The 15606-nt window shown below is 65.4% G+C and carries 16 protein-coding genes and 1 tRNA gene; 7 read left to right on the top strand and 10 right to left on the bottom strand.

Features of this window, described 5'->3' with window-relative positions:
- Window positions 1-15: 15 nt before the first annotated feature.
- Window positions 16-663 carry a response regulator transcription factor gene (locus tag ACZI8W_RS00245; RefSeq protein WP_463366470.1) on the bottom strand — a complete coding sequence of 216 codons (648 nt, stop codon included), beginning with the start codon at window positions 661-663 and terminating at the stop codon, window positions 16-18.
- Window positions 664-857: 194 nt separating this feature from the next.
- On the opposite strand from ACZI8W_RS00245, the gene ACZI8W_RS00240 reads away from it, so the two are divergent.
- Together ACZI8W_RS00240 and ACZI8W_RS00235 are read left to right on the top strand one after the other, a co-directional pair.
- On the top strand, window positions 858-1781 hold the full coding sequence (locus tag ACZI8W_RS00240; protein WP_463366469.1) for a nitroreductase family protein: 924 nt from the start codon (window positions 858-860) through the stop codon (window positions 1779-1781).
- Window positions 1782-1810: 29 nt separating this feature from the next.
- Window positions 1811-2080 carry a hypothetical protein gene (locus ACZI8W_RS00235; RefSeq protein WP_463366468.1) on the top strand — a complete coding sequence of 90 codons (270 nt, stop codon included), beginning with the start codon at window positions 1811-1813 and terminating at the stop codon, window positions 2078-2080.
- A gap of 78 nt (window positions 2081-2158) precedes the next feature.
- Here ACZI8W_RS00235 and ACZI8W_RS00230 read toward each other — a convergent pair whose 3' ends face one another.
- The 3 genes from ACZI8W_RS00230 to ACZI8W_RS00220 form a co-directional block, all read right to left on the bottom strand.
- A complete protein-coding gene (locus ACZI8W_RS00230; RefSeq protein WP_463366467.1) occupies window positions 2159-3067 on the bottom strand; it encodes a universal stress protein in 909 nt (302 codons plus the stop codon).
- Between the two features lie 47 nt (window positions 3068-3114).
- Window positions 3115-4155: an LLM class F420-dependent oxidoreductase gene (locus ACZI8W_RS00225; protein WP_463366466.1), complete on the bottom strand. Its 1041-nt coding sequence runs from the start codon at window positions 4153-4155 to the stop codon at window positions 3115-3117.
- A gap of 66 nt (window positions 4156-4221) precedes the next feature.
- The gene (locus ACZI8W_RS00220; protein ID WP_463366465.1) at window positions 4222-5130 is read right to left on the bottom strand and encodes a universal stress protein; all 909 of its coding nucleotides are present in this window, start codon (window positions 5128-5130) and stop codon (window positions 4222-4224) included.
- 145 nt (window positions 5131-5275) lie between these two features.
- Between ACZI8W_RS00220 and ACZI8W_RS00215 the strand changes: the two genes are divergently transcribed.
- From ACZI8W_RS00215 to ACZI8W_RS00205, 3 genes are all read left to right on the top strand, one after another.
- Window positions 5276-5716 (top strand): RrF2 family transcriptional regulator, encoded by a 441-nt coding sequence (locus ACZI8W_RS00215; RefSeq protein WP_463366464.1) that lies wholly within the window; start codon window positions 5276-5278, stop codon window positions 5714-5716.
- A gap of 18 nt (window positions 5717-5734) precedes the next feature.
- Window positions 5735-6967 (top strand): globin domain-containing protein, encoded by a 1233-nt coding sequence (locus ACZI8W_RS00210; protein ID WP_463366463.1) that lies wholly within the window; start codon window positions 5735-5737, stop codon window positions 6965-6967.
- Window positions 6968-7046: 79 nt separating this feature from the next.
- Entirely contained in the window at window positions 7047-9350 is a 2304-nt protein-coding gene (locus ACZI8W_RS00205; protein ID WP_463366462.1) for a M28 family peptidase, read from the top strand.
- A gap of 8 nt (window positions 9351-9358) precedes the next feature.
- On the opposite strand, the gene ACZI8W_RS00200 is transcribed toward ACZI8W_RS00205, so the two are convergent.
- Both ACZI8W_RS00200 and ACZI8W_RS00195 read right to left on the bottom strand, forming a co-directional pair.
- On the bottom strand, window positions 9359-10792 hold the full coding sequence (locus ACZI8W_RS00200) for a glutamate-cysteine ligase family protein (protein ID WP_463366461.1): 1434 nt from the start codon (window positions 10790-10792) through the stop codon (window positions 9359-9361).
- 221 nt (window positions 10793-11013) lie between these two features.
- Window positions 11014-11847 (bottom strand): M23 family metallopeptidase, encoded by an 834-nt coding sequence (locus ACZI8W_RS00195; protein WP_463366460.1) that lies wholly within the window; start codon window positions 11845-11847, stop codon window positions 11014-11016.
- 242 nt (window positions 11848-12089) lie between these two features.
- Here ACZI8W_RS00195 and ACZI8W_RS00190 point away from each other — a divergent pair.
- Window positions 12090-12162, top strand: a tRNA-Arg gene (locus tag ACZI8W_RS00190).
- Between the two features lie 130 nt (window positions 12163-12292).
- Here the strand turns inward: ACZI8W_RS00190 and ACZI8W_RS00185 are convergent.
- A complete protein-coding gene (locus ACZI8W_RS00185; protein ID WP_463366459.1) occupies window positions 12293-13186 on the bottom strand; it encodes a siderophore-interacting protein in 894 nt (297 codons plus the stop codon).
- Between the two features lie 186 nt (window positions 13187-13372).
- On the opposite strand from ACZI8W_RS00185, the gene ACZI8W_RS00180 reads away from it, so the two are divergent.
- A complete protein-coding gene (locus ACZI8W_RS00180) occupies window positions 13373-13831 on the top strand; it encodes a hypothetical protein (RefSeq protein WP_463366458.1) in 459 nt (152 codons plus the stop codon).
- Here ACZI8W_RS00180 and mddA read toward each other — a convergent pair.
- From mddA to ACZI8W_RS00165, 3 genes are all read right to left on the bottom strand, one after another.
- On the bottom strand, window positions 13818-14597 hold the full coding sequence (mddA, locus tag ACZI8W_RS00175) for a methanethiol S-methyltransferase (RefSeq protein WP_463366457.1): 780 nt from the start codon (window positions 14595-14597) through the stop codon (window positions 13818-13820). The two genes, ACZI8W_RS00180 and mddA, sit on opposite strands and share 14 nt — an antisense overlap.
- A 76-nt stretch (window positions 14598-14673) precedes the next feature.
- Window positions 14674-15003, bottom strand: coding sequence for a YnfA family protein (locus ACZI8W_RS00170; RefSeq protein ID WP_463366456.1), 330 nt, complete (start codon window positions 15001-15003; stop codon window positions 14674-14676).
- An 11-nt stretch (window positions 15004-15014) separates the two neighbouring features.
- On the bottom strand, window positions 15015-15584 hold the full coding sequence (locus ACZI8W_RS00165; RefSeq protein WP_463366455.1) for a helix-turn-helix domain-containing protein: 570 nt from the start codon (window positions 15582-15584) through the stop codon (window positions 15015-15017).
- Between the last annotated feature and the right edge of the window lie 22 nt (window positions 15585-15606).

The raw sequence follows: 15606 nt of genomic DNA, 5'->3' as shown, positions 1-15606 counted from the left end.
ACCACCCGAGCCCCGTCAGGACTGGCCCTGTTCCTTGCCTTTGCGCAGTTCGGTGGCCAGCACCGCGGCCTGGGTGCGCCGCTGCATCCCGAGTTTCGCAAGCAGCCGCGACACGTAGTTCTTCACCGTCTTCTCCGCGAGGAACAGTCGCTCCGCGATCTCCCGGTTGGTCATTCCCTCGCCGATCAGCTCGAAGACGGCTTTCTCCTGATCGGACAGCTCGGCGAGCGGATCGGCGTTTCGCGACGCGCGAATCCGGTTCATCAGCGCGGAAGTCGCGCGACTGTCGAGTAGTGAGCCGCCCTCACCCACGGTACGCACCGCCGACACGAGGTCGGTACCGAGAATCTGCTTGAGGACGAATCCCGACGCTCCGGCCATGATCGCGTCGAACAATGCCTCGTCGTCGGCGTACGACGTGAGCATCAATGCACGTAGTTCGGGTATCCGGGCGCGCAATTCCCGGCACAGTTCGACGCCGTTGCCGTCGGGAAGCCGGACGTCGAGCACCGCCACGTCGGCGCCGCTTCCGGGGACCCGGGCGAGTGCCTCGCCCACCGACGCGGCCTCACCCACAACCGTGAAGTCGGGAACACTGCTGAGCAGGTCCACCAGTCCACGTCGCACGATCTCGTGGTCGTCGACGAGAAATATGCGGGGCATCGGATGCACCTTTCGTTCTGCCGGTAATGGTGCCATCGTCGCAGCCTCCCCGGACCCGACTCACCCCAGGGCCATTCGACGCCAAGTTCGGGACCTTCGCCACGTGCACCCACCCGCATCCGTGAGCGACGCTCGAACTACACCGGGATACGTGTCCGAGCCCGGTGGTGGCGACCGGATCGAGGAGGGTGGCGGTGACCGTCGATTCCGAAACCTGGACGTCCAGCGATACCGAGATCATCGCGCGCGCCGTCATCGAAGCACCCTCGGTCCACGACACGCAACCGTGGAACCTGAAGCTTTGCGGTTCGTCTGCGGAACTCGAAGAACGCCTCGACTTCGCAGAACCGGGCGCGGATCCCCTGCACCCCGACCGGATCATCTCGTGCGGTACCGCAGTGGCGCATCTCGAACTCGCGATGCGTGTTCTCGGTCGCCGTACCCACACCGAGCTGTATCCCCGCCCCGAACGTCCGGCGCTCGTGGCACACATCGAGACGATCGAGCCGTCTGTCCCCACCAGTTCGGATCTGCGTCTCTACGCTGCGATCTCACATCGTAAGAGCCACCGCGACGCGTTCTCAGACATCCCCGTGCCCGCCGAGACCATCGGCGACATCGTCGCCGCAGGTGTCCAGGTATCCGGTGTCGGTATCCGGCTGCTGGCCTCCGACGAAGCCCAGGTTCTCGCCGATATGCTCACCTACTCGGCAGAAGCGAAGCGTCGAAATCCCCACTATCAGCGCGAGATGTTCTCGTGGACGTCGCATTGGCAGCCGGAAGGCAACGCCGAGGTCGTCGAGGATTGGGATGCCACGCTGGACGAGCACGGCGCCGCGGGTAAGGCGCTGATCACCACCGATGTACCCGACACCTCGGCCCTGGCCGACGCGATCGACCGCGAAACCGTACTGCTGTTCACCGCGGCCTCGTCCGATCCGGTCGATCTGGTGCGGATCGGGATGGCTACCGAACGCGCGTGGCTGGCGGCGGTCGATGCGCGTCTGTCCGCGTCGGTTCTCACCCATCCGCTCCGGATCGAAGACTCCGCAGAACGCCTCGGCGCACGATTGGGCATGGACACGCCGCCGCAAGTGATCATGCGCATCGGCTACTGACAGCCCGCGAAGGAAAGGGACCCCCGAAGGTGACACAAGAACTCACCGCTATCGAACCCGAAGCGTCGTCGAAAGCCGAGTTGTTCCGGGTCGTTCTGGACATGGCGCAGGCAGCGAAAGCCGGCAATACGTCCGGGTGGCTGGCGGCCCGCTACAGCGGTCTTCCACTCGAAGATCTCGCCTACACCTGCACTGAAATGCTGGGCATCCTCATCGAGAACAATGCGATCCGTGAAGGTGTGCACCCGGCGGACATGTGGCGTCGCGTCAGGACAGACGGTGTCGACGAGTTCGGCTGACCTGCACCACGGCAGGTAGGTGCCGCATATGACGGTTGGTGAACGGAAATACCGGACACCAACCGTCATTTCGAGCGTCTACTCGCCCTCCACCTCGGACCTCGCGACCAGCACCGGGCAGTCGGCGGTCTGGATCAGCGCATTGCTGGTGGACCCCAGCAGCAGACCCTTGAAGCCTCCTCGACCACGCGAACCCACCACGAGAAGCTGTGCGCTCTCAGCGTATTCACTGAGCACCCGCACGGGACGGTCGCGCGCGACCACCCGCTCGACCACGACGTCGGGGAACCGTTCCTGATACCCGGCCAGTCGTTCGGCGAGGACGATCTCCTCGCCCGTCTGGATGCGGCTCCAATGCGGATCCTCGGGGACAGCGCCCAGCGACGGCTGCACACTCACATCACTCCACACGTTGACCGCAATGAGGGTCGCTCGCCGCGCGGCGGCTTCCTCGAACGCGACCTCGACAGCTGCCCGGCATGATTGCGACCCGTCCACGCCGACCACGACGGGCCCTTCCGCCGGGGGCGCTCCGTCGAGAGTGCGACCGCGCACGATCACTACGGGAGCGAGGGAGTGCGCGGCCACGGATGTCGACACCGAACCCGCGAGGAGGCCCTTGACCTCGCCGAGCCCACGCGAACCGACGACGAGCCGATCGGCATGCGCAGACAGCTCGACCAGCGCGGGCGCGACCTTGCCCTCGATCTGCGCTGTGCTGATCTGCACCGAGCCGCTGTTGTCGTCGATGACCTTCCGTGCGAGCACTCCGGCGTTCGCGAGCCGGTCGCGGGCGGTGGCCTGCATCTCTTCGTGGAAACTCTGTGCGATGTAGGGCTCCGAATAGTAGAACGCCGGAACGTGGACGACCGTGACGATACGCAGCGGCACTGATCTGGCAGTTGCGGCACGGGCCGCCCAGACCACTGCGGTCGACGCTGCATCGGACCCGTCGACCGCAACGACGATCGGTGTGGGTTCACTCATGTCTGAGTACCTTTCTCGGTGATGGTGACGCCGACCCGGCGAGTGGGTCAGCTGCAGATGTTCCGCATCTGCTCGATCAGACGAACCCGGCCGGCGGTATCGCCGGCCAGTGGGGTGACGTTCAGTGTGGTAGCGCCCGATTCCTCGAATGCCGCGACCCGCTCACGCACGTAGCTTTCGGGGCCGATCAGCGAGACGGCGCGCACGAGGTCCTCGGGCACTGCCGCGGCCGCCTGGTCCTTCTTGCCGTCGAGGTAGAGGTCCTGAATGAGTGCCGCTTCCTTCTCGAAACCGTAGCGGACGGCGAGATCGTTGTAGAAGTTCTTTCCCTTCGCTCCCATGCCGCCGATGTACAACGCGAGCATCGGCCGAACCCAGTCGATCATGTGGTCGACATCGTCGCCTATCGCGAGAGCGACCTGAACGTAGGTCTGCAGTTCGCCGAGGGACGGGTCGCGCTTGGCCTTACCTTTGGCCAGCGCGTCGCCCCACACATCGGCCACCTTCTCCGGGTAGTAGAAGATGGGCTCCCATCCCTCGGCGATCTCTGCGGTAAGCTCGACGTTCTTCGGACCGATCGAGGCGATGACAATCGGGATTCGTTCGCGTAGAGGATGATTGATGATCTTCAATGGCTTACCGAGTCCGGTTCCCTTGTCTTCGGGAAGCGGAAGCTGGTAGTACTTACCCTGGTAGTCGACCTTCTCCCGTCGCCACACCATGCGGCAGATCTCGATGATCTCGCGGGTACGTCCGAGCGGTGCATGGTAGGGAACGCCGTGAAAGCCCTCGATGACCTGTGGACCCGATGCTCCGATGCCCATGACGAAGCGTCCGTCGGACACGTAGTCGAGGCCGGCCGCCGTCATTGCGGTCAGCGTGGGTGTCCGGGTGTAGAGCTGGAAGATGCCCGAGGCGAGTTCGACCCGCGATGTCTTGGCGGCGATATAACCGATCTGGCTCACTGCGTCGAACGAGTAGGCTTCCGGGACGAAGACGATATCGAGACCGGCACGCTCGAGGTCGGCGACCTCGGCAACGGTATCGGCAAATCCGCCGCTGTAGTTCAAACCCATTCCGATTCGCATGCGCACACCTCAACTTTGCAGCGTGCGGGCGCACGCCTGGGGATCGTGCCCCGCACACTACCGCCGTCAGGTTTCGTCCGGGCGGACAACCATGACCGGGCACTGCGCCTCACGCAGGAGCGAGTTGCTCGTGGAACCGAGGACGAGCCCCTTGAATCCGCCCCGGCCTCGACTACCGACCACCACGAGCTGTGCGTTTTCGCTCCATGCCTGCAGATGGGTGCGGGGGCCGTCGATGTAGACCTTGCGGACGACGGTGACGTCGGGATAGCGCTCGCCGTAGCCCGCCAGGCGCTCACCGAGCAGTACACGCTCGACGTCTTCGAGCGCTTGCGGTTCGAACTCGAGGGGCATCGCCTCGAGGCGCCCGACCTTCATATCGCTCCAGATGTGCACTGCGACCAGATCGACGTCGCGGAACGATGCCTCCTCGAATGCTGCAGCGAGGGCGTTCTCACTCAAGAGGCTGCCGTCGACGCCGACCACGACGGGACGATGGTCGGGCTCGGGCGGTTCCTCGCCACGCACCACGACGACGGGGCACTCCGCATGACCGACCACCGCGACCGGGGTCGAACCGAGAAACATCTCGCCGAGACGTCCGCTTCCGGATTGGCCGAGTACGAGCATCCGAGTCTCCCGCGACACTCGAACCAGCCACTTGGCGGTACCGGTGAGGGCCACCGCCGCGGTGACTTCGAGACCGGGAGCAGCCTCCCGGGCGATCCGCTTGGCGTCGCCGAGGACGGCCTGGGCATCCTCCTCCGCCCACTCGAATATCTGGGAGGTCTGGACGAGGGGGGTCGCCGCCCAGCCCGTGGTGGCGAAATCGACCGCATGAATGAGATGTAGAGGCAGTCCGCGCTGCGCCGCGGTGGCCGCAGCCCAGCGGACGGCTCGACCGGACGTGGGCGAGCCGTCCACACCGACAGTCACGTTGTTGTGGTCCCGAGGTGCTTCGCCGTGAGGTTTCACAAGATCGAGACTAGCCCTTAAGGATGTGGTGTGAAATGGACTTTCGTCCCTGCAACGGGAGAAGTAAGCGAGACAACAAGATTCGTGCAGCGATCTACGTCACAATAAATTGTCATTCGCGATGCAAATTAACTACGGTGAGGGCATGCAACTCACCCAGTTCACCGATCTCGGACTGAGAGTTGTCATGCACCTGGCCGCATCCCCTGCGGACAGCCTGCCGAGAACGAAACTCGTTGCCGAGCAACTACACCTGTCGTATGCACATACGACGAAAGTGGTCGCCCGACTGAACGAGTTCGGCGTCGTCACCACCCGTCGCGGACGCGGCGGTGGTCTGGCCATCACCGAGCTCGGCCGCACTGCCACCATCGGATGGCTGGCGCGACAGCTCGAAGGAGACGAGGAAGTAGTCGACTGCGAGGGAGCCAACCCGTGCCCCCTCCGACACGGCTGCACACTCCGGAAGGCGCTGCGCGACGCGCAGGAGGCCTTCTACTCCACGCTCGACGACGTCACCGTCGCTGACCTGGCGACATCGAAGATCGAACCGGTCCTGTTGACCCTCACACAGCCCACACCCTGACAGGAAATGGAGTTCACCATGACTCTCTCGCCCGAATCCAAGGAAGTCATCGCCGCCACGCTGCCGGCCGTCGGTGCAGCCATCGGCGATATCACTCCCCTCTTCTACAAGAAGATGTTCGCGGCGCACCCCGAGCTCGAGCGCGACCTGTTCAACCGGGGCAACCAGAAGCAGGGTGAGCAGCAGAAGGCACTCGCCGGTTCGATCGCAGCATTCGCCACGCTCCAGCTCGACCCCGATCCTGCCCGCGTCGAGGCCATCCTCTCGCGAATCGCCCACAAGCACGCCTCGCTCGGCATCAAGCCCGACGAGTACTGGATCGTGCACAAGCACCTCTTCGAGGCAATCGTCGAAATCCTGGGCGACGCAGTAACTCCCGAGGTAGCGAAGGCCTGGGACGAACTGTACTGGCTGATGGCGAACACCCTCATCGCTCTGGAGGCAGACCTCTACAAGGCCGCGGGCGTCGCGGTCGGCGACGTGTGGCGCACCGTCCGCGTCGCCGAGCGCCTCTACCAGTCTGCCGATACCGTCTCGTTCGTACTCACCTCACTCGATGGCGCCCCACTACCGACTTTCCGTCCTGGTCAGTACCTTTCGGTCGGAGTCAAGCTTCCCGACGGCGCCCGTCAGATTCGCCAGTACAGCCTCTCCAATGCCCCGTCCCGCGGCGATTGGCGTATCACCGTCAAGCGGGTGGCCGCCGCCACCGCTCCGGATGGGACAGCCATCCCCTCCGGCGAGGTGTCCACCTTCCTGTTCGAGAACCTTTTCGAAGGCGACGAACTCCAGGTGACCACCCCGTTCGGCGATCTCGTCCTCACTGACGAGGACACGCCTCTGTTCCTCGCCTCCGCGGGAATCGGCTGCACCCCGATGATCGGCATGCTCTCGCACCTCGCGGAAAGCGGTGATCAGCGCAGGATCTCGGTGCTCCACGCAGACCGCTCCGCCGCCAACCACGCGCACCGGCACGAACTCTCGACCCTCGTCGAGAAGATCCCGTCGGCCGACGTGTACCGCTGGTACGAGGACCTCGGCGCACGTCAGCCGCTCGAAACGATCCGCGTCGGACGGGCCGACATCACAGATCTCCCACTCGACCCGAAGACCCACGCCTACCTGTGCGGGCCGCTCCCGTTCATGCTGTCGCTGCGTGAGGCTCTCATCGAGCGCAACATTCCTGCCGAGAACATCCACTACGAGGTGTTCGGCCCCGACAGCTGGGCACCCACACCTGTCGGAGCCTGAGCGCAGGTGATCCACCGACGGGCGACGCCCCGGCTTGTCCGCCGGGGCGTCGCCCGTTTCGACCGCTACGCTCGTTCCCATGGACACCACCGCGTCCGACGATGCCCGGGCTCTACCCCGGCTGCCGAGTCTGCTCGCGCTACTCGCGCTGCTCGTCGTCGGACTCGCGGCGGTGCTTCTTCCCACCAACTCGCCACCGCTCGGCGCCGACGCACCTGCCGACGTGTTCAGCGCCGAACGCGCGGCCACCCACATCGAGGCCGTCGCGGGCGCACCTCGCGTCCTGGGCACACCTGCGCACGACGAGGCACGGCAGTATCTCGTCGGGGAACTGGAGGCACTCGGCTGGCGGACCTCCGTCAAAAGCGGTGTGGGCTGGTACTCCCCACCCGACGGAGCGCAACGCGGCGCACGGGTACACAACATCGTCGCGCTCCTACCGGGAACCGATCCCACCGGGACAGTCGTACTCGCCGCTCACTACGACACCGTGCGGGGCTCACCCGGCGCCGGCGACGACGGGATCGGCATCGGCACCGTCCTCGAGTCCGCTCGCGCGATCACAGCCGGTCCCGCGCCACGCAACGACGTCATGGTGCTGCTCACGGACGGCGAGGAGGACGGCCTCCTCGGCGCCCACATGTTCACGCAGACCCGTTCCCCGGCGCTCGGTGCGACTGTCGTCCTCAATCACGAGGCACGGGGCAACGCAGGGATGCCCGTGACCTTCCGCGTCACGGACCCCAACGGCGGCCTGATCGAGGCGCTTGCACAAGCCCCCGGTGCCAGCGCCGATTCACTCACCCAACTCGGGTTCGAGCTACTGCCCAACGACACGGACTTCAAGCATTTCGCCGCCGCCGGGCTCCATGCATACGACACCGCGATCGCGGGAGGCTCGGCGTACTATCACAGCCCCCTCGACACTCCGGACCGGCTGAGTCACGAGTCGCTGCAACAGATGGGCGACACTTCCCTCGCCGTCGCGCGCGAGCTCGTCGAGACCGACCTCACCACGCTCGATTCCGGTGGTGAAGAGGTCGTGACGTCCGCAGCGTGGGGATTGATCCACTATCCGCGCTGGCTCGAGATCGCATTGACAGGGCTCTTCGTCGTCGCGGTCGGGTCGCTGGCCGTGGTGCGGATCCGACGCGGCGAAGCCACCTACTGGAACGTCGCTACCGCTGCCGGAGTCTCAGCCGTCACCGTCGTTGTCGCGGCATGCGCTGCGTGGCTTCCGTTCTGGATCGCCACACGGATCGCTCCCGGGATGGCGTCGCCCGTCACGTCCGAGCCCTTCCGCCCGGGCCTCTACCAACTCGCCGCGGTCGTCGCGGCGGCGGGAGTGCTCGTCACGGCCTACGTCTGGACCCGCACTCGCCTACCCGTGGGCTCTTTCGCTGTCGGCGTCTTCGTTCTGATCGCACTCACCGCAGTGATCGCGCTACCGTTCGTCGGTATCGCCTCGGTACTGGTTCTGCCCGCGCTACCCGCGCTCGTGGGGATGCAGGTCGCCCGTTTCATCTCGGACCGTCCGCCTCTGGCGGTCATCGCGGTGGCGGTCGGCGCCGTCCCCGCGGCAGTGCTACTCGTTCCTGCCGTGGCGATGTCGTTCGATGCGGGACTCATGTACGGGGCCCCGCTCGCGGGTATGTTCGTCGCGGTGTTGTTCTCCCTGACCCTCGTGCTCTGGGACGCGGTACTCCCGTCGTCGACGACGCGGGCCGGCCGAGTCTCGATCACCCGGATGGCCGGAACCGCGACTCTCGCATCCGTACTCGTCGTTGCACTCGTCGCGGGCTACCTCAATCGCGACGGCGCGACGGATCCACGGCAGGAGCACCTGTGGTACGCACTCGACAGCGACCTCGGCACTGCAGTGTGGGCTTCGCCGGATTCGCCACGCTCGGAGTGGAGCCGGGAACTACTCGTCGATCCGGCAAGCCCCCTTCCTTCAGAATTCCCGTGGCGCGACGCCCCGATGGCGCACGGTCCGGCGCCCGTAGCGCCCCTTCAGCCACCCGAGATCGAGGTACTCGACGACACTTCGGCGGGCGGCGCACGTGAATTGCGACTTCGGTTGTCGTCTCCCCGAGGCGCGAATGCCGTCGGCTTGTGGGTCGACAGCACAACCGCCACCGTCCACGGCGCGACCGTTGACGGGCACCGGGCCGAGCCGGCCGACGACTTCGGATTCCGATTCTGGGCGGCAGGTCCGGACGGGGTCGAGGTGACCCTGACCCTGAGTGTTCTCGACGACCAGGTGGGTCTGCGCATCATCGACCTCTCGGACGATCTGAGCGTCGTACCCGACTACGAGCCACCGGCCGATCGGGTGGTACTGGCGCCCACGGTCGTCGTCACCCGGTCGTTGCAGATCTGATCTGCAGTTCAGCTCCAGGTGTGCACCGGGTCTCCGGTCAGCATGTTCGCAACGTAGTCGCGCAACATCCCGATGAGCGCGGTGCGACGATCTTCGCCGGCCGCTTCACGCAGCGCGACATGGTCGCGTTGCCACGCCGCTCCCGTTTGCCTGTTCACACACCGGCCTTCGATGATTCCGAGGTAACGGTCGCGAGCGTGTGCTGAGAGCCCGAATGATTCAAGTCCACGGTCTGCGAGAGGAAGCAGCCGCCGCAGGACGAGTTCGTCGGCGCCGACCCAGCCCAGTTTCGGCCAGTACAGCCGCGACTCGAGTCCGAATTTGGCACCGATGATCAGGTTCTCCTCGGCCGCATCGAAAGTCATCCGCCGCCAGAGCGGGTCGTCGTCCTCGACGAGTGCGCGCAGCAACCCGTAATAGAACGCTGCGTTCGCCATGATGTCGAGGACGGTCGGTCCGGCAGGCAAGACGCGGTTCTCGATCCGCAAGTGCGCCTGACCATCACTGATGTCGTAGACGGGGCGGTTCCACCGGTAGATGGTGCCGTTGTGCATCTGCAGTTCACGCAGCTGCGGAACCAGGCCCGCATCGAGTTCCGCGGCGGGGTCGGCGTCGGTGATCTCCGGGAGCAGCGCGGTGAAGTAGCGGGAGTTCTCCTCGAACAGATCGACCGGGGACTCGATCCAGCGTTCCCCGAACCACACCCGTGGACGCACACCCTGGTTCTTCAACTCGAGCGGCCGTGTGTCCGTGGCCTGGGCGAACAAGGGTATCCGGCTCTCGTGCCACAGCGCCTTACCTGCCAGGAACGGGGAGTTCGCCGCGAGCGCCACCTGCACCCCCGCCAGGCACTGCGCGGCGTTCCAATGCGGCGCGAAGTCCTCGGGCGCGACCCTCAAGTGCAGTTGCAGCGACGTGCACGCCGCTTCGGGAACCACCGAGTTCGTGTCGGCGCGTAGATGTTCGACCTCACCTACCCCCGGTAGCGGTACACCATCGAGGTCGAGTTCGATGTCCTCACCTCGGGCCGCGAATATCTGCTCGTTGAGTGCCTCGTAGCGAGGGTTCGCAGTGATCCGATCACGACCGAGATGGTCCAGTTCAAGTGTCGGCAGCATCCCGATCATCACGAGCTGGGCGTCGAACAGATGCATCCGCTCGTCCGCGCGCCGAAGCGATTGGCGAAGGGATTCCTCGATCTCGATGGTCGCTTCGCCGGACAACGGGCCCGGTTCGACGTTCATCTCGACGTTGAACTGGCCGAGTTCGGTCTGGAACACTGCATGGTCGTCGATCGCCTGGAGAACTTCCAGGTTGGACATGGCCGGGGCCATATCGCCCTGGACGAGGTTGAACTCGATCTCCATGCCGAGCTGCGGCTCGGGCGAGCAATGCGCATCGGCGAACGCACCCTCGCGGAGCATACGCTCGAGAGCGCTCATGCATTCGCCGACCTTGCGCCGGAACTGTCGACGATCTGCGCCGGTGAACGAACGAGCAGAGATCTGTGTGCCCACATATTCTCCCCGGGCTGTACCGACGAATGCTTCCGCAAGCCTAGCCGCTGTCCGTCACCGAATCGCGTGATCGCACGCCGTAGATCCCGGGAACGCAGAACACCCGGCCGTGCGGCCGGGTGTTCTGAAGGTATCACCGCGGTGGGTCAGACTGCGCGGTTGTTGCTCCAGTCGGCGACGACGCCGCGGTCGCTGAGCCAGGTGTTCGGATTGGTCTTGTTGCCGGCCTCGTCCCACACCTCGAAGTGCAGGTGCGGCCCGGTGGACCAGCCGCGGTTGCCGACGGTGGCAATCTGCTGACCCGCGTTCACCCGCTGGCCCGCAGAGACCTGGTAGCTCTCGACGTGGCCGTAGACCGCGGTGGTGCCGTCGTCGTTGAGAACGCGAACCCACTGCCCGTAGCCGGATGCCGCGCCCGCTTCGAGAACGGTGCCATCGGAAGCCGACTGGATCGGGGTACCGATCGGGGCAGCGATGTCGATTCCGCCGTGGTGCGAACCCCAGCGCGCACCCCAGTCCGACGTCAGCGTGCCCGAGACCGGCTGCACGGTGTTCGGCTTGATGGGGTTGAGGTCGTTGAGCCAGTTGCCACCACCGGTGAATTGATCGACGAGGCCCTGGACCTCGACGGGCAATTGCGGTGCGCCCTGCTCGGCGGGAGTGGTGATGCCGGGGATCGCGGGAAGCTCGATGCCCGCGGGCAGCTCGAACGGAAGCTGCGGCGCAGGCTCGGGAGCCGACTGGACCGGGCCGTGATCATGGCCGGGATGAGCAGCCGCGGTGCCTGCGGTGAACTGTGCGCCGATGGCCATGAAGGCTCCGGTTGCGCACGCGACGGTCGCGGCCTTGGCCGGGGCCGACGGACCCGTCGGCTCGATGCGATGACGCCCACGCTGAGTCGATCCGACCCTCAGGCCGGTCTCGAATGCCCCGGTCTCGAATGCCGATGCATCTTCGCGTGTCCGCTGGTGCCGTGCCACAGTTGCTGTCCCGTTCGTAGTCCCGATTTCGGCCGGCGTGTAACACCCCGGTCGTTCCTGGCGATTCAAGGTAACAAAACGGTATACGCCCGGTCCAGTGTTACCTCTTCTTGATCTCACACTGCGGGAATCAAACCAGTCGGTCGGTTAAAAGGGGCGGATTCGCCGCTCTCTTCGTCGCCATACAGAGGCGACAGCTACACTCACATCGCACCGCGATTCGGTCCACCGAATCGGCGCGCGCCCTCGTAGCTCAGGGGATAGAGCACCGCTCTCCTAAAGCGGGTGTCGCAGGTTCGAATCCTGCCGGGGGCACACACACTCGTTTCATGCGTCGCCACTCCCGCGACGAAATTTGCTTCTCGCGTCGACAATTGCCGACGCGAGAAGCTGCCGAACGCGCGGGAATCCGATCAGCGCGAAGCCGGCCCAGCGGTGCCGAGTGCTACAGACCCGCCTTCTCCAACGCCTCTTCGTACACATCCATGGCCTCGTCGACCGACTTCCCCGCTGCGAGCGCGTCCGCATACACCGCGCGCAGGTCGTCGCCCTGCTCCTCGAACTTCGCCGTCCACCTCTCGGCGTCCTCACGCCAATAGCCGACGATGTCGTACTGGTCACGCGACCAGCCGAGTGAACGCAGATGCTTCTTGGCAGCGCGGATATCGGCGGCCTCGCCCGCAAACCAGCAGTATCCGTCGGCGGGCAGGGTGAGCCCGGCGAGCGCATCCGACAACCGGGTACGGGACACCCCGTTTCCGCTACCGATGAGTTCGATGATCTCGGTGTTCTCCCGTGCGGGCAGATACTCGAGCTCGCTGCGATCGAGCACCTCAGCGACCACGGTCACCTGCACCGAAGGAGGTGTCTGCTCCAAGACCCGGGCCATCGCGGGCAACGCAGCGAGATCTCCGGCGAGGATGTGACGAGTTGCTGCCGCCGGAGGCGCGTGCCACGAGCGCGGGCCGGCCATCAGTACACGCCAGCCGGGTTCTACCGCGCGAAGCCACTCGATCGCGGGGCCGTGCTCGTGCTCCGCGAAATCGACCACCATCTCGCGGGATTCCGCGTCATACGAACGCACCGTGTAGTTGCGGTGGCCTGCGCTGCGCTCCTCGTCGACGATCTCCCAACCCCCCAGCGCATGAGGATTCTCGCTGGGTCGCGCGTGCAGTTCTTCCGCGTCGCGCGAGAGGTAGAACGCCACCGCCTCGTCGGCGGCAGCGACCGGGCGGTAGCCGGGCCCTGTCCCCTCCCCGATCTCGAAGCGAGCACGCAGCAGGTGTGCGGCAACCTTCTCACGCGCGACCAGGGTGGCAACAAAATTCTCCCACTTCATTAGGGCAGGCTAACCGATTGCCGGCCCAGACGTACGACTGCCATCGCACTGTCGAGCGCGAAACCGCCCCTTGATGATCGACGCATCGATAGAATCACGACAGTCGATCGGTCGCGGGACGCGCCACGAGGACACGTTGTGGTCGGCACCCGGATACGACTTTCCCCCACCCGAGGAGCCCGCAGCATGTCTGCAGTGCGATTCACCCGTCGAGCACTCACATTCGCAGCACCCGTCGCAGCCGCTGTTCTGTTCGCCGGTGTCGCCACAGCTGCTCCGACACAACCGTTGGGGACGGCGATCACCATCGGCTGCCTCAATCAAGGCAGTCTTGCGTCGCTCACGTCGGTTGCAGCCCACCCCGGTCCCGACGAAGAACACGGGATCGCCGCAGGCCACGTCCAGTTCGCGACCACACAAGCGTTGTGGCCCATACCGGCCGCCGGACAGGTGACGGTCGCGTGGCTCAACCGGGACAACGGGCGCAACGGCATCGTCGACCTCACCGGGGACTACCCGAATCTGTCTGCGACGGTGGACACCGGACCGGGCGAGGTACTGACCACCGTGTTCGGATCGGTGAGCCTCGCCAGCGGTCCGCTGTGCAATTCGACGCCCGCCACCGGTGGGATCACCGTCGGCTGAGCCCCTTCCACGGCACGATCATCGGCACGCGGGTCCGGTACGAACGATATCGCTCGCCGAACGTCGCGATCAGATCGCGCTCTTCGAACCTGATCGCGACGAGGATGTACGCGGTGGTCACTGCCGCGAACAGCAGATGCCCGACGGACATCGTCGGCACGACCCAGAATGCGATGAGGAAGCCCAGATAGAGCGGGTGCCGCACCGACCGATACAACAGCGGTATCCGGAAGGCGTTCACAGCGGGCGGCTTTCCGCGCTGGTGACGAACGACCTGCCGCAATCCGAACAGATCGAAGTGGTTGAGGGCGAAGGTCGATACGAGCACGAGAGCGAATCCACCGAGCGACACCGCGTAGAACACAACCCGAAGCGGACTGCTCGCGATGTCCCAGATCAGGTGCGGGAGTGGACGCCACTGCCACATCACCAGCGCCAGCGCGGCCGAAGCGAGTAGGACATAGGTGGATCTTTCAGCGGGTTCCGGCACGATCCGGGTCCAGCGTTGCTTGAACCACGGCCGGGCCATCACCGAATGCTGCAACGCGAACAGCGAGAGCAGCATCAGGTCGAGTGCGATGGCGATTCCGGCCGACGCACGCGGGCCCTCGTCGATGTTGCGGGGCACCACCAATCGTTCGACCCAGCCCATCGCATACAGGAACACCGCGAGGAAGACGAGATAGGCACCGACACCGTATCCGGTGACGAGCAACCGGGAAGCAGTGATGCGGGTGAGAGGGCCCGAGTTCGTTGTTGTTGTCATGAGCCCAGTGTCGGGACGATGATCGCCACTCAGAAGACCCCCTGAGGTGGGTGACCCCCCACCCTTCGACACCCGGTCATCGCGGTGCGTACATGATCACGGCGACGCCGACGAGACATACCAGGGCACCGGCGATGTCCCAGCGATCGGGACGGAATCCGTCCATCACGACCCCCCACAGCAGCGATCCGGCGACGAACACTCCCCCGTATGCGGCGAGGATGCGACCGAAATTGGCGTCCGGTTGCAACGTTGCGACGAATCCGTACGCCCCGAGAGCGACCACGCCGAGGCCCATCCATATCCACCCGCGGTGCTCGCGCACGCCCTGCCAGACCAGCCACGCCCCACCGATTTCGAACAACGCGGCAACGGCGAACAGGACGAGGGATTTCAGGACTGTCATGGTCGAACAGATTACGGATCGGACCGGCCGAGCTCGACGCGCCTGACCTCGTCGGCCCTGATGAGGATCGAGACGAGCGCTCGACGTCCGGGCGGCAGCACCCGAACGGTGACCGACCCGTCTGCGGCGGCATCGAGTTCGGCCGAGACCGCGTCTCGGATGGCGTCCTGCAGCGGTACCGACGCCGAATCCATACCGTGGTCGTCGAGCATCACCACGTCGACCCCGCGACGACGCGCTGCGGCAGCCGCGTCTATGACGTGCTGCGACTGGAGGGCCGGGGCACGCAGCGCGTCGCAACAGAAGGGATTCTCGGCGCCGGTGAACACCAGCGTCTCGAAGCCCGCCGCCCGCAACTGTTCGACGTTGCTCTTCGGCGACGATCCGTCCGCAAGGCGCAGATCGAGCACCGCGAGGTCGAAATCGTCTCGCTGCGCGAGCAATCCGGCAACAGTGGGTGCGGTGCAGACGAGCTCGAGGTCTGGCTCGTCGGCGAGCATCGCGGCAAGCCCGAGCGCGACGGATTCATGGTCTTCCACAAGCCCGATGGTGCGCACGGATACGACGGAGCATTCGGCCACGCAATTCCTCCCCGATATGCCC

Source organism: Rhodococcus ruitaii (assembly GCF_055230935.1).
The sequence above is the reverse complement of the archived record's forward strand: the minus strand, read 5'-3'. Positions and strand labels throughout refer to the sequence as shown.

What these genes read in the sequence shown, in the direction of transcription:
- ACZI8W_RS00245 (WP_463366470.1), bottom strand. Translation starts at nt 663, where the DNA reads ATGCCCCGCATATTTCTCGTCGACGACCACGAGATCGTGCGACGTGGA.
- ACZI8W_RS00230 (WP_463366467.1), bottom strand. Translation starts at nt 3,067, where the DNA reads ATGAGTGAACCCACACCGATCGTCGTTGCGGTCGACGGGTCCGATGCA.
- ACZI8W_RS00225 (WP_463366466.1), bottom strand. Translation starts at nt 4,155, where the DNA reads ATGCGAATCGGAATGGGTTTGAACTACAGCGGCGGATTTGCCGATACC.
- ACZI8W_RS00215 (WP_463366464.1), top strand. Translation starts at nt 5,276, where the DNA reads ATGCAACTCACCCAGTTCACCGATCTCGGACTGAGAGTTGTCATGCAC.
- ACZI8W_RS00210 (WP_463366463.1), top strand. Translation starts at nt 5,735, where the DNA reads ATGACTCTCTCGCCCGAATCCAAGGAAGTCATCGCCGCCACGCTGCCG.
- ACZI8W_RS00205 (WP_463366462.1), top strand. Translation starts at nt 7,047, where the DNA reads ATGGACACCACCGCGTCCGACGATGCCCGGGCTCTACCCCGGCTGCCG.
- ACZI8W_RS00200 (WP_463366461.1), bottom strand. Translation starts at nt 10,792, where the DNA reads ATGAGCGCTCTCGAGCGTATGCTCCGCGAGGGTGCGTTCGCCGATGCG.
- ACZI8W_RS00185 (WP_463366459.1), bottom strand. Translation starts at nt 13,186, where the DNA reads ATGAAGTGGGAGAATTTTGTTGCCACCCTGGTCGCGCGTGAGAAGGTT.
- ACZI8W_RS00180 (WP_463366458.1), top strand. Translation starts at nt 13,373, where the DNA reads ATGTCTGCAGTGCGATTCACCCGTCGAGCACTCACATTCGCAGCACCC.
- mddA (WP_463366457.1), bottom strand. Translation starts at nt 14,597, where the DNA reads ATGACAACAACAACGAACTCGGGCCCTCTCACCCGCATCACTGCTTCC.
- ACZI8W_RS00170 (WP_463366456.1), bottom strand. Translation starts at nt 15,003, where the DNA reads ATGACAGTCCTGAAATCCCTCGTCCTGTTCGCCGTTGCCGCGTTGTTC.